Origin of the sequence: Komagataeibacter xylinus (assembly GCF_031081985.1) — a bacterium.
Taxonomy (GTDB): domain Bacteria; phylum Pseudomonadota; class Alphaproteobacteria; order Acetobacterales; family Acetobacteraceae; genus Komagataeibacter; species Komagataeibacter xylinus_E.
Map to the genome: position 1 here is coordinate 205,586 of NZ_JARWSK010000004.1, position 13,249 is coordinate 218,834.

Annotated in this window: 8 protein-coding genes; all 8 read left to right on the top strand. The window is 63.4% G+C overall.

What is annotated here, in order from left to right; translation table 11 throughout:
* Positions 1-136 precede the first annotated feature (136 nt).
* The 8 genes from QEG70_RS09125 to rpoB all read left to right on the top strand — a co-directional run bounded on the left by QEG70_RS09125 (position 137) and on the right by rpoB (position 13,180).
* Entirely contained in the window at positions 137-3,325 is a 3,189-nt protein-coding gene (locus QEG70_RS09125) for an efflux RND transporter permease subunit (protein WP_308720397.1), read from the top strand.
* On the top strand, positions 3,322-4,608 hold the full coding sequence (locus tag QEG70_RS09130; protein ID WP_308720398.1) for an efflux RND transporter periplasmic adaptor subunit: 1,287 nt from the start codon (positions 3,322-3,324) through the stop codon (positions 4,606-4,608). Before QEG70_RS09125 ends, QEG70_RS09130 begins: the two co-directional genes overlap by 4 nt.
* Complete coding sequence (locus QEG70_RS09135; protein ID WP_374762579.1) at positions 4,605-6,233, top strand: efflux transporter outer membrane subunit; 1,629 nt, start codon at positions 4,605-4,607, stop codon at positions 6,231-6,233. Before QEG70_RS09130 ends, QEG70_RS09135 begins: the two co-directional genes overlap by 4 nt.
* Positions 6,234-6,339: 106 nt before the next feature.
* A complete protein-coding gene (rplK, locus tag QEG70_RS09140) occupies positions 6,340-6,774 on the top strand; it encodes a 50S ribosomal protein L11 (RefSeq protein WP_039732885.1) in 435 nt (144 codons plus the stop codon).
* A gap of 5 nt (positions 6,775-6,779) precedes the next feature.
* Positions 6,780-7,475 carry a 50S ribosomal protein L1 gene (rplA, locus tag QEG70_RS09145; protein ID WP_308720399.1) on the top strand — a complete coding sequence of 232 codons (696 nt, stop codon included), beginning with the start codon at positions 6,780-6,782 and terminating at the stop codon, positions 7,473-7,475.
* 279 nt (positions 7,476-7,754) lie between these two features.
* The gene (gene rplJ, locus QEG70_RS09150; protein WP_078524564.1) at positions 7,755-8,273 is read left to right on the top strand and encodes a 50S ribosomal protein L10; all 519 of its coding nucleotides are present in this window, start codon (positions 7,755-7,757) and stop codon (positions 8,271-8,273) included.
* A 103-nt stretch (positions 8,274-8,376) separates the two neighbouring features.
* Positions 8,377-8,751, top strand: a complete 375-nt coding sequence (gene rplL, locus QEG70_RS09155; protein ID WP_078524563.1) for a 50S ribosomal protein L7/L12 — start codon at positions 8,377-8,379, stop codon at positions 8,749-8,751.
* Positions 8,752-9,007: 256 nt separating this feature from the next.
* On the top strand, positions 9,008-13,180 hold the full coding sequence (gene rpoB, locus QEG70_RS09160; RefSeq protein ID WP_308720400.1) for a DNA-directed RNA polymerase subunit beta: 4,173 nt from the start codon (positions 9,008-9,010) through the stop codon (positions 13,178-13,180).
* Positions 13,181-13,249 lie beyond the last annotated feature (69 nt).

Below are 13,249 nucleotides of genomic sequence, written 5' to 3' on the forward strand. Positions count from 1 at the left end.
ACGCACCCCCATTAACACCGAATGGACAGACGGGGAGACGAGAGATGCAAGAACACCACCTGTCCCGGCCCGGAGCGCCGCGCGCGCGCTCCGTGGGGCCGGGCCTGCCGACAGGGCAGGGGGCAACAGGCCGCGCATGAACGGTATTGTCGTTACCGCGCTCAAGCGGCCCTATACTTTTGTTGTCCTGTCCATTCTCATCGTCGTGTTCGGTGTCCGTGGCCTGCTCCGCACGCCAACCGATGTCTTCCCCAGCATCAACATTCCCGTGGTCGCGATCTGCTGGACCTATACCGGCCTCATGCCCGAGGACATGTCCGGCCGCGTGGTCTATTATTACGAGCGCGCCCTGACCTCCACGGTCAATAATATCGAACATATCGAGAGCCAGTCCTATTACGGGCGTGGCATCGTCAAGGTGTTCTTCCAGCCCGGCACCAATACCGCCGTGGCGCAGACGCAGATCACCGCCGTCTCCCAGACCGTCATCAAGCAGATGCCCGCGGGCATGACGCCGCCGCTGGTGCTGACCTACAATGCCTCGTCCGTACCGGTGCTGACGTTGCAGGTCTCATCGGATTCCATGACCGCGTCGCAGATCTACGACATGTCCTCCAACCTGATCCGGCCTGCGCTGGTCTCGGTGGCAGGTGCTGCCATCCCCAACCCCTATGGTGGCCAGCCGGGCAACATCATGGTCGATCTCGACCAGAACAAGCTGCTCGCGCACGGGCTTTCGGCCACCGATATCGGCAATGCGCTGAGCAAGCAGAACATCGTGCTGCCAGCAGGCGACCAGCAGATCGGCGCGTTTGACTGGATGGTGCAGACCAACGCCTCGCCTGAGGAGATCGACAGCTTCAACAACATGCCCATCAAGCAGGAGGGGAACTCCGTCGTCTACCTGCGCGATGTGGCGTGGGTGCACGCGGGCGGCCCGCCCCAGACCAACATGGTGCTGGTCAAGGGGCACCAGGCGGTGCTGATCGTGATCATGAAGAGCGGCGACGCCTCGACGCTGTCGGTGGTGAGCGGGATCAAGGCGCTGCTGCCCTCCATCGTGCGCACGCTGCCGCCGGGCGTTGACATTACCGTGCTGGGCGATGCCTCGACCTTCGTGAAGGAGGCGGTGCGCGACGTGGTGCAGGAAATGGGCACCGCAGCATTGCTGACCAGCCTTGTCGTGCTCCTGTTCCTCGGCTCGTGGCGATCGACCGTGATCATCGCCACCTCCATTCCGCTGGCCATGCTGTGCTCGGTGGTGGGGCTGGGGGCTGCGGGCCAGACCATCAACGTCATGACGCTTGGCGGCCTTGCGCTCGCGGTGGGTATTCTGGTCGATGATGCGACGGTGATGATCGAGAACATCGACGCGCATCTGGAAATGGAGAAGGATCTGGAAACGGCCATCATTGACGCCGCCAACCAGATCGTCATTCCCACCTTCGTCTCGACATTGTGCATCTGTATCGTGTGGATGCCGCTGTTCCAGCTCACGGGTGTTGCGGGCTGGCTGTTCATGCCCATGGCCGAAGCCATCATCTTCGCCATGATCGCCTCGTTCATCCTGTCGCGCACGCTGGTGCCGACCATGGCCAAATACATGCTCGCAGCGCAGGTCGCAGCCCACGCCAAGGCCAAGGCGGAGGGCGGCCACCATGAGCCGACCAACATCTTCGGCCGCTTCCAGCAGGGGTTCGAGCGGCGTTTCGTCACCTTCCGCAACCGCTACAAGGCACTGCTCGAGCACCTGCTGCTCATCCGCGGGCGTTTCGTGCCGATCTTTGGCATCGGGGCGTTCGCCTCGCTGGGCCTGCTGCTGTTTGCCGGGCAGGACTTCTTCCCCGAGATCAATTCCAACGCGCTGGCCATTCACATGCGCGCGCCCATGGGCACCAAGATCGCGGAAGCGGGCAAGATCGCCATGCTGGTCAATGGCGAGATCGAACGCCTGCTGCCCGGCCAGGTCGAGGGTATTGTCAATAACTGCGGCCTGCCGTTCAGCCCGCTCAACCAGGCCTTCATCCCCACGCCCACCGTCGGCGCGCAGGACTGCGACCTGACCGTGACGCTGAAGGACGAGGAAGCGCCGGTGGCGAAGTTCCGCGGCATCCTGCGCAAGGGGCTGGCCGAGAAATTCCCTGGCACCGACATCACCTTCATGCCTGCCGACCTGACCGCCAAGATCCTGAATTTCGGGCTGCCCGCGCCGCTCGACGTGCAGGTATCGGGGCGCAACCTGTATAACAATTTCGATTTTGCCGAGAAGCTGGCCGAGAAGCTGCGCCATGTCACCGGCATTGCCGACGTGTCGGTGCAGGAGCCGCTCAACACGCCCACGCTGCGCGTCAATGCGCGCCGCACCTACGCGCTGGGCACCGGACTTACGGAAGCTGACGTGGCCAATAACGCGCTCGCCGTGCTGTCGGGCAGCGGGCAGGTGGCGCCGACCTACTGGCTCGACCCCAAGACCGGGGTGTCGCATCTGGTCGATATCCAGACGCCGCTGCAGTTCCTGCAAACCATGAACGATCTCGAGACCATTCCCATCGACAAGGGCGATGGCAACCCGTCCGACAAGGCGCCCCAGATCCTTGGCGGCCTGAGCGAGATCGTGCAGACCGGCACGCCGGGCGAGGTGTCGCACTACAACATCATGCCCGTGTTCAACATCTATGCCTCGAACGAGGGGCTGGACCTTGGCGCGGTCTCGCGTGAGGTCGAGCGCGTGGTGGACGAGACCCGCAAGGAACTGCCGCAGGGCTCGAGCCTGACCATCTACGGCCAGGCCTCGACCATGAACGGGGCCTATACCCAGTTGATCGGCGGCCTCGCGATGTCGATCCTGCTAGTGTACCTGATCATTGTCGTCAACTTCCAGTCATGGCTTGACCCGTTCATCATCATCACGGCCCTGCCGGGCGCGCTTGGTGGCATTGCCTGGGCGCTGTTCCTCACGCACACAGCGCTGTCGGTTCCGGCGCTGACGGGGGCGATCATGTGCATGGGCACGGCCACGGCCAACTCCATCCTTGTCGTGTCATTCGCGCGTGAGCGGATGGATTTGCATGGCGATGCGGTCAAGGCTGCGATCGAGGCGGGCTATGAGCGTATCCGCCCGGTGCTGATGACGGCTTCGGCCATGATCATCGGCATGCTGCCCATGTCGCTGAGCAATTCACAGAATGCGCCGCTCGGGCGTGCGGTGATGGGGGGGCTGCTGGTGGCCACCTGCGCCACGCTGTTGTTCGTGCCGTGCGTGTTTGCGCTGATCCATTCCAGAAAGTCCAAGAAAGCCGCCGCAGGCGAAGGAGAGCACGCATGACCGCCTCAGGGGAAAACCAGACGCCGCGCATGTCCAGGCGTGGGCGGCTGTACGTGACCCTTGGCGGGGTTGTGGTGGCTGCCATTGTTGCCGGGGGCATTCTCGAGCGGCGCATCCATGTCTCCAACCTCAGGGATGCGGCGCAGGATGCCGCCATCCCGCGTGTGCAGGTCATCACGGCTGAAAAAGGCCCCACCACCCGCACGCTCGACCTGCCGGGCAACATCTCGGCATGGTACCAGGCGCCGATCTATGCGCAGGTCTCGGGCTATGTGCAGATGTGGTACAAGGATATCGGCGCCAAGGTGAAGGCAGGCGAGATCCTGGCCACCATCGACACGCCGGGCCTTGATGCGCAGTACGCAGCTTCAAAAGCCAATTTTGACGTGGCGATGGCGCGCTACCGCCTGGCCCAGATCACGGCCAAGCGCTGGCGCGCGCTGCAGGGCACGCAGGCCGTCTCTCAGCAGGAGGTGGACGTGCAGGCCGCCGATGCCGAGGCCCGGCAGGCCGAGGTCGAGGCCGCCCGCCACGAGGTCTCGCGCTATGCGGCGCTGATCGGCTTCAAGCAGCTTGTCGCCCCGTTTGATGGCGTGGTCACCACCCGCCTGGCCGACGTAGGCGACTACGTGAACGCGGGCGGCGGCGATGTCTCCTCACGCGGCACGGCCACCGAACTGTTCAGCGTGGCCGATGTGCACCGCATGCGCGTGTTCGTGTCCGTGCCGCAGGATTATGCCGACATCATCAGCCCCAAGCTCGAGGGTGACGTGTCGGTGCCGCAATATCCGGGCCGGGTGTTCAAGGCCAAGTTCCTTGCCACCGCCAAGGCGTTCAACGCGGGCACCCGCACCGTGACCACGGAACTGGTGGTCGATAACGACAAGCGCGAACTGTGGCCTGATTCTTACGCCAATGTACACTTTGTCGCACCCGGTGACCCCGATATCCTGATAGTGCCTGAAGGCGCGCTCGTATTCCGCGCGCAGGGCATGCAGGTGGCGATCGTGGACAAGGACGACCGCATCCGCCTGCGCAACGTAACGGTGGGGACGAACCTGGGTACCAAAGTGCAGATTCTTGCAGGCATCGGCCCGCAGGACCGGATTGTGAACAACCCTTCGGCAGGGCTGCTCGAAGGCCAGAAGGTCTATCTGGTTGGCTCGACGCCCGGCTATAACGATGCTGGCGCGTCGGCATCACCAGCCGTGGGCAAGGGAGATGACGTGCGCGCCATGCCAGCAGGAGACAGCAGCGCAAGCGACGCGGGAGTGCGCCAATGAGTGCGGCGCCGCATAGCCGGTCACGCCAGGTCCTGTCCCGTCGCATGCTGTCCCTGGCCGGATGCGCCGCCCTTGCGGGCAGCCTGGCCGGGTGCGTGGACCTGGCGCCCAAATATCGCCACCAGCATTATCTCCTGCCTGATAACTGGAAGGGCGACAGCCTGATGCAGTACGGCACGCCGCAGGATGGCGCGCCGCGCGGGGACTGGTGGGCCGTTTTCAACGACTCCACCCTCGATGACCTCGAGGACCGTGCCAGCCGCATGAACCCCAACCTGCAGGCGGATGCGGAAACCTTCACCCAGGCGCGTGACATCGCCGCCGAGGCGCAGTCCAACCTCTATCCGCAGATAGCGGGCAGCACCGGGGCCTCGAACAACCAGGCCTCCTCCCACAGGCTGTGGCGTGGTGCGGGTTCGACGGGGCCGATCTACATGTCATCCGAGCAGTACAGCGCCACGGCGCGGTGGGAGCCGGATTTCTGGTCGGCCATCCGTAACCGCAGGCGGGTGCAGCAGCGCCTGGCGCAGGCGGCAGCGGCGGATTTCGCCGTGGCCCGGCTGAGCATCCAGTCCGAGCTGGCCAATGACTACATGCAGCTACGCGGCATGGACGCGCAGCACGCCGTCTATCTCGACTCGATCCGCTACTACCAGACCGCCGTGCAGATCACGAAGATGCGGCAGGCGGGCGCGATCGCGGCAGGCATCGACGTGGCCCGCGCGCAGACCCAGCTTGCCTCGACCCAGGCGGCAGATACCGACCTGCAGGCCCATCGCGCGGTGATGGAGCATGCCATCGCCATCCTGTGCAACGTGGCGCCGTCCAGCTTCCATATCGCGCCGCGTGCGCAGATCAGCTTCCCCAAGGTGAAGATACCGGCGGGCCTGCCCTCCACCCTGCTGGAGCGGCGGCCCGACATTGCCAGCGCCGAGCGGCACATGGCGGCAGCCAACCGGGCCATCGGCATCTCGCGTGCGGCGTTCTACCCGCATGTGACCTTCAGCGCGATGGCCGGTTTCATGGATAACGGCTTCACGCTCGATAAGATCGCCAACGGCATGTACAATTATGCCGCCCAGGCGGTGCTGCCGCTGTTCCAGGGCGGCCTGCGGCGCGCGGAACTGCAACGCAACTGGTCGCAGTACCGCCAGTCGGAGGACCAGTACCGCGCCACCGTGCTCGATGCCTTCAAGGACGTGGAAGACGGGCTGAGCATGACGCATGACCTCAATATCGAGGCCGGTCAGCAGGCCGAGGCCGTGCAGGCCTCCATGCGCACGCAGAACATGACCATGCAGCTCTATACCGGCGGCCTGACCAACTACCTCGACGTGGTGGTGGCGCAGGTGGCCGCCCTTCAGGCCCGCATTGCCGAGGTGCAGGTCGAGACCCGCTACATGCAGGCGCAGGTGGAGCTCATCCGCTCGCTTGGTGGTGGCTGGAGCACGGCCGAACTGCCCAATAACAAACAGATCCGCCCGTTTGACGTGATGCAGTACAACCATCTGCGCATGCCAAAAGCCGTCAATGGCGTGAATGTTGATAATGGTCCCGAGTCCTTTGACCTGTCCGGCAGTGGATTCCATGACAAAGACTTGACAGGCACCCCAAAACAGCGGTAGGTGCGCGCCTCTTATCGGAACGCGGGAGGTCGCCCGCCCTGCCCATGCGGGCAGGCGGGTGGCCACCAGAACCGCGGTCCGGGTGAAACAGTCAGGAGCCCCGGATATGGCCAAAAAAATCGTTGGCTACATCAAGCTGCAAATCCCCGCCGGCAAGGCGAATCCGTCACCGCCGGTTGGTCCGGCACTCGGTCAGCGCGGCCTGAACATCATGCAGTTCTGCAAGGAGTTCAACGCCAAGACGCAGGGCCTCGAGCCCGGCATGCCGATCCCGGTCGTGATTACCGCCTATGCCGACCGTACGTTCAGCTTCATTACCAAGACCCCGCCGAACACCTACTTCCTGATGAAGGCTGCCAAGGTCTCCAAGGGCAGCTCGACTGTAGGCAAGGCCGCGAGCGTTGGTAAGGTGACCATTGCGCAGCTGCGCGAGATTGCCGAGACGAAGCAGAAAGACATGAACGCCAACGATATCGACGGCGCCGTGCGCATGCTGGCAGGTTCTGCCCGCTCCATGGGCCTCGACGTGGTGGAGGGCTGATACCAATGGCAAAGAACAAGCGTCTGACCGCAGCCCGCGCCGCAGTCGATTCCAGCAAGCAGTATGGCCTTGATGAGGCGATCACGCTGGTCAAGAACAACGCCAAGGCGAAGTTCGACGAGACGGTCGAGATCTCCATGAACCTCGGCATCGACCCGCGTCATGCCGACCAGATGGTCCGTGGCCTGCTGTCCCTGCCCAACGGCACGGGCAAGACCCTGCGCGTTGGCGTGTTCGCCCGCGGCCCCAAGGCCGAGGAAGCGAAGGCCGCCGGTGCCGACGTGGTTGGCGCCGAAGACCTGGCCGAGAAGGTGCAGGCTGGCGAGATCGAGTTCGACCGCTGCATCGCCACGCCGGACATGATGGCGCTGGTGGGCCGTCTGGGCAAGATCCTCGGCCCGCGTGGCCTGATGCCCAACCCCAAGCTGGGCACCGTGACCATGGACGTGAAGGGCGCGGTTTCCGCCGCCAAGTCCGGCCAGGTTGAATACCGCGCTGAAAAGGCCGGTATCGTGCACGCTGGCGTTGGCAAGGCTTCGTTTGACGAATCCAAGCTGGCCGAGAACATCCGCGCGTTCGTGGATGCCGTGCAGAAGGCCCGCCCCACGGGTGCCAAGGGCACATACGTGAAGAAGATCGCCCTGTCCTCCACCATGGGGCCGGGTGTTACGGTTGACGTCGCCGCCTTCGCGGCGGGCTGATCAGCCAGAGAATGACCCTTTCCCGCTAAGGGGGAGGGGACAGGGGCTGGCGGTTTTGCCGCCAGTTTCCGAACCTGTCCATGACCGGATGTGGCGCAAGCCTTGATGGCCCCGAAAGGGCCGCAGCCGGAAGACGGGGATTGCCGGATCGGGGCGAAAGCCCACACTGGTTGTTCCGTTAAAAGGACAGGCGAACCGGGATGCACCGGCTTGTCGGCGCATCCCCAGGGTAAACCCTACCTGCTGGCCCAGGCTGGCAGGTGATGATGGAGACGGGATTTGGACCGTACGGAGAAGCGGGAGTTTGTTGCCTCCCTCGCAGCCGTGTTCGCTGAAACGTCCATGGTCATTGTCACCCGTAATGACGGGCTGAGCGTGGCTGATGTGACGGACCTTCGGCGTCGCGTGCGTGCGGCTGGAGCTACACACAAGGTCGCGAAGAACCGGCTGGCCTCTCTCGCCCTGGCAGGGACCCAGTTCGAAGGCATCAAGCCGCTGCTTAAGGGGCCGACCGCGTTGTCGTGGGCGGATGAACCGGTAGCCGTGGCGAAGGTGCTCGTCGAGTTCGCCAAAACCAATGACAAGCTTGTTCTGCTCGGTGGATCGCTTGGTGCTCAGACGCTCAACGTCGAAAGCATCAAGGCTCTGGCCGAACTGCCGTCGCTTGACGTTCTGCGCGCGCAGCTGGTGGGGCTCATCTCCACCCCCGCTACGCGGATCGCAGGCGTGCTGCAGGCGCCGGCCGGACAGCTTGCACGGGTTTTTGGTGCCTATGCCAAGACGGGCGAAGCCGCCTGAGACCCCATGGCCCGGCCCGCCGGGCTATCAACAAAACGGCATTTTCCCTAAAAAACGGGATTGTGTCGTGCCAACCAGTGTATAAATTAGGAAGACCAATACCATGGCCGATCTGAACAAGATTGTTGAAGACCTGTCCGCCCTGACCGTTCTGGAAGCGGCTGAGCTGTCCAAGCTGCTCGAAGAGAAGTGGGGCGTTTCCGCCGCTGCTCCGGCCGCTGTTGCCGTTGCCGCTCCGGGCGCTGGCGCTGCTCCGGCAGAAGAGAAGACCGAGTTTGACGTTGTCCTGACCAAGGCTGGCGACAAGAAGATCAACGTGATTAAGGAAATCCGTGCGATCACCGGTCTGGGCCTGAAGGAAGCCAAGGACCTGGTCGAGGGCGCGCCCAAGACCATCAAGGAAGGCGCCAGCAAGGATGAAGCCGAGAAGATCAAGAAGACCCTTGAAGACAACGGCGCTTCGGTCGAAATCAAATAAGTTGGCCAATCGGGATGCGTCGTTTATGACGCACTCAGGCTGATTGTTCAGGTGAGGGTGGAAACCGTCTGGTTTCCGCCCCCTTGGGCGTTACAGGCACCCTGGCCGCAAGGCTTCGGGTGCCTTTGGCGGTAGTGAAAGGTTGGTCGGGCGCAGGTCCGGTCGATCTGCCAAGGATTTTCAAGGGCCGCGCAGTCCGCGTGACATGACCATGTCACGACCGTGCGGGCCTGTGTGGATGGGGGCTGGATAGGCGATGAACGCGATTACGAAATCGTTCACGGGACGCAAACGCATCCGCAAGAGCTTCGGGCACATACCCGAAGTGGCTCCGATGCCCAATCTGATCGACGTGCAGCGGGCAAGCTACGAAACGTTCCTTCAGATGAATGTGGCGCCCGACAGCCGGACGCCGACGGGCCTGCAGGAAGTGTTCCGTTCCGTCTTCCCGATCAATGACTTTGCGGGGCGCGGGCGTCTCGAGTTCGTAAGCTACGAACTCGAGGAGCCGAAATACGACGTTGAGGAATGCATCCAGCGCGGGCTGACCTTTGCCGCCCCGCTGAAGGTGATCCTGCGCCTGATCGTATGGGACGTGGATGAGGATACCGGGTCGCGCTCGATCCGCGATATCAAGGAGCAGCCGGTCTATATGGGCGACATGCCGCTCATGACCGATAACGGCACGTTCATCATCAACGGCACCGAGCGCGTCATCGTCAGCCAGATGCATCGCAGCCCCGGCGTGTTCTTTGATCATGACAAGGGCAAGACCCATTCCTCGGGCAAGTTCCTGTTTGCTGCCCGCGTCATTCCCTATCGTGGCTCGTGGCTCGATTTCGAGTTCGACAGCAAGGACCTGATCTACGTCCGCATCGACCGCAAGCGCAAGCTGCCGGTCACGACGCTGCTCTACGCGCTCGAAGGCGCCGCCTCCGAGGCCGCCCGCGCCGCCAAGGCTGCCGAGGGCGGGGATGTGGAGTCGATGGAAATCCAGGGCATGGACCCTGACGAGATCCTGTCCTACTTCTACGGCAAGGTGGAGTTCACCAAGACCGAGAAGGGCTGGGCGCGTCGTTTCGATGCCGATGCCTTCCGTGGCCAGAAGCTGCTCGAGCCGCTGATCGATGCCCAGACCGGCGAGGAAGTGGCCCCGGCCGACGCCAAGCTGACCGCCCGCATGGTCCGCAAGATCGCCGAGACCACCAAGGAAGTGCTGGTTGGCCCCGCGGGGCTGATTGGCCGCTTCATTGCAAGCGACATCGTCAACGAGCACACCGGCGAGATCTATGCCGAGGCTGGTGACGAGCTGACCGAGCAGAAGCTTGAGGAACTGGAAAACGAGGGTCTGACCACGCTGACCACGCTGGCGGTGGACGCGGCCAATGGCCCGTGGATCCGCAACACGCTGGCAGTGGACAAGAACGCCTCGCGCGAGGAAGCGCTGACCGATATCTACCGTGTCATGCGCCCCGGCGAGCCGCCCACGCCCGAGACGGCGGAAGCGATGTTCTCCGGCCTGTTCTTCGATCCCGACCGCTACGACCTGTCCGCCGTGGGTCGCGTGAAGATGAACATGCGCCTTGGCGTGGACGTGCCCGACACGGTGCGCGTGCTGCGCAAGGAAGACATCCTGCGCACCGTCAAGATCATGTGCGAGCTGAAGGACGGTCGCGGCGCGATCGACGATATCGACAACCTTGGCAACCGTCGTGTCCGCTCCGTGGGCGAACTGATGGAAAACCAGTATCGCGTTGGCCTGCTGCGCATGGAGCGCGCCATCCGCGAGCGCATGGGTTCGGTCGATATCGACACGGTCATGCCGCATGACCTGATCAACGCCAAGCCTGCTGCCGCTGCCGTGCGCGAGTTCTTCGGTTCCTCGCAGCTCAGCCAGTTCATGGACCAGACCAACCCGCTGTCCGAAGTGACGCACAAGCGCCGCCTCTCGGCGCTTGGCCCGGGTGGCCTGACCCGTGAGCGCGCGGGCTTTGAAGTCCGTGACGTGCACCCGACGCATTATGGCCGCATCTGCCCGATCGAGACGCCTGAAGGCCCGAACATCGGCCTGATCAACTCGCTGGCCACCTACGCCAAGGTGAACAAGTACGGCTTTATCGAGACCCCGTACCGCATGGTCGAGGACGGCGTGCTTCAGGATGGCTGGAAATATCTTTCCGCCATGGAAGAAGAGAAGCTGATCGTCGCCCAGGCCGATGCGAAGCAGGACGCGCAGGGCCACCTGACCGATGATCTGGTTTCCGTGCGCCGTGGCGGCGACTTCCGCCAGGTGCCCCCGACCGAAGTCACCGCCTGCGACGTATCGCCCAAGCAGCTTGTCTCGGTTGCCGCAGCGCTCATCCCGTTCCTTGAGAACGATGACGCCAACCGCGCCCTGATGGGTTCGAACATGCAGCGTCAGGCCGTGCCGCTGGTGCGCTCGGATGCGCCGCTGGTCGGCACGGGCATGGAAGCGGCTGTTGCGCATGACTCGGGCGCCGCCATCGTGGCCCGCCGCCATGGCGTGGTCGACCAGATCGACGGTGCGCGTATCGTGGTGCGTGCCACCGATGAGGGTGGTGCCACGCAGGGCGTGGATATCTACCGCCTGCGCAAATACATGCGCTCCAACCAGTCCACCTGCATCAACCAGCGCCCGCTGGTGCGCGTGGGGGATCAGGTGCGGGCTGGCGAGATCATCGCCGATGGTCCGTCCACCGAACTGGGTGAACTGGCGCTGGGCCGCAACGTGCTGGTCGCGTTCATGCCCTGGAACGGTTACAACTTCGAAGATTCGATCCTGATTTCCGAGCGGATCGCGCGCGATGACGTGTTTACCTCGATCCACATCGAGGAATTCGAGGTCATGGCCCGCGACACCAAGCTGGGCCAGGAAGAAATCACGCGCGACATTCCCAATGTCGGCGAGGAAGCGCTGCGCAACCTCGACGAGGCGGGCATTGTCTATGTCGGCGCGGAAGTGAACCCCGGCGATATCCTGATCGGCAAGGTTACGCCCAAGGGCGAAAGCCCGATGACGCCGGAAGAAAAGCTGCTGCGCGCCATCTTTGGCGAAAAGGCGTCTGATGTTCGTGACACTTCGCTCAAGCTGCCGCCCGGCACGACCGGCACCATCGTGGACGTGCGCGTCTTCTCCCGTCGTGGCGTGGACAAGGACGAGCGCGCGATGGCCATCGAGCGCGCCGAGATCGAACGCCTCGCCAAGGACCGTGATGACGAGCGCGCCATTCAGGAGCGTTCCTTCTATAACCGTCTGCGCGAGCACCTGATCGGCCAGACCGCGGGTGCGGGCTTCAAGGGCATCCGCTCTGGTACCGAGATCACGGACGAGGTCCTGTCCGAGCATCCGCGTGGTGCATGGCGCAACATCACCGTCGTGTCCGATGAGGTCATGGCGGAGCTTGAAACCCTGCGCCGTGAGTTTGACGCGGCGGTGGCCAAGATCCAGGCCCGCTTCGACAACAAGGTCGAGAAGCTGCAGCGCGGTGACGAACTGCCGCCGGGCGTGATGAAGATGGTCAAGGTCTTTGTCGCGGTGAAGCGCAAGCTGCAGCCGGGTGACAAGATGGCCGGCCGCCATGGCAACAAGGGTGTCGTCTCGCGCGTCGTACCGGTGGAAGACATGCCGTTCCTTGAGGATGGCACGTCGGTTGACATCGTGCTCAACCCGCTTGGCGTGCCCTCGCGCATGAACGTGGGGCAGATCCTCGAGACGCATCTGGGCTGGGCCTGCGCCAATATCGGCCGCCAGATCGGCCAGTTGGCCAATGACTACCAGCGCACGGGCGAGAAGCGGCAGGAACTGCTTGATGAACTGAAGTCGGTCTATGGCGACGCGGTTTATGACGAGCAGATCGGTGACATGACCGATAGCCAGTTGCTCGAGCTGTGCGGCAACCTGCGCAAGGGCGTGCCGATCGCGACCCCGGTGTTCGATGGCGCGTCCATCCCTGACATCGAGGCGATGCTGACCCGCGCGGGCGTGGACAAGTCCGGCCAGTCGCAGTTGATCGACGGGCGCACGGGCGAGCCGTTCGAGCGCAAGACCACGGTTGGCTACATCTACATGCTCAAGCTGCATCATCTTGTTGATGACAAGATCCATGCACGCTCCATCGGCCCGTATTCGCTGGTGACCCAGCAGCCGCTGGGCGGTAAGGCGCAGTTCGGTGGGCAGCGCTTTGGTGAGATGGAAGTGTGGGCGCTCGAAGCCTATGGCGCCGCCTACACGCTGCAGGAAATGCTGACGGTCAAATCGGATGACGTGTCCGGTCGTACCAAGGTCTATGAGGCCATCGTGCGTGAGCAGGATGATTTCGAGGCCGGTATTCCGGAAAGCTTCAACGTGCTGATCAAGGAACTGAAGTCCCTTGGCCTGAATGTTGACCTGGAACAGAGCGGTAACTGATCCGGTCGGCATGTTGCACGTCGGTTCATCTATTTTTCTTTCAGGAGTGGAGGCAGGTGCGGCGCCTGC

Bases quoted from the DNA above. Each gene is read 5' to 3' on its own strand.
- QEG70_RS09125 (WP_308720397.1), top strand. From the start codon at position 137: ATGAACGGTATTGTCGTTACCGCGCTCAAGCGGCCCTATACTTTTGTT.
- QEG70_RS09130 (WP_308720398.1), top strand. From the start codon at position 3,322: ATGACCGCCTCAGGGGAAAACCAGACGCCGCGCATGTCCAGGCGTGGG.
- QEG70_RS09135 (WP_374762579.1), top strand. From the start codon at position 4,605: ATGAGTGCGGCGCCGCATAGCCGGTCACGCCAGGTCCTGTCCCGTCGC.
- rplK (WP_039732885.1), top strand. From the start codon at position 6,340: ATGGCCAAAAAAATCGTTGGCTACATCAAGCTGCAAATCCCCGCCGGC.
- rplA (WP_308720399.1), top strand. From the start codon at position 6,780: ATGGCAAAGAACAAGCGTCTGACCGCAGCCCGCGCCGCAGTCGATTCC.
- rplL (WP_078524563.1), top strand. From the start codon at position 8,377: ATGGCCGATCTGAACAAGATTGTTGAAGACCTGTCCGCCCTGACCGTT.
- rpoB (WP_308720400.1), top strand. From the start codon at position 9,008: ATGAACGCGATTACGAAATCGTTCACGGGACGCAAACGCATCCGCAAG.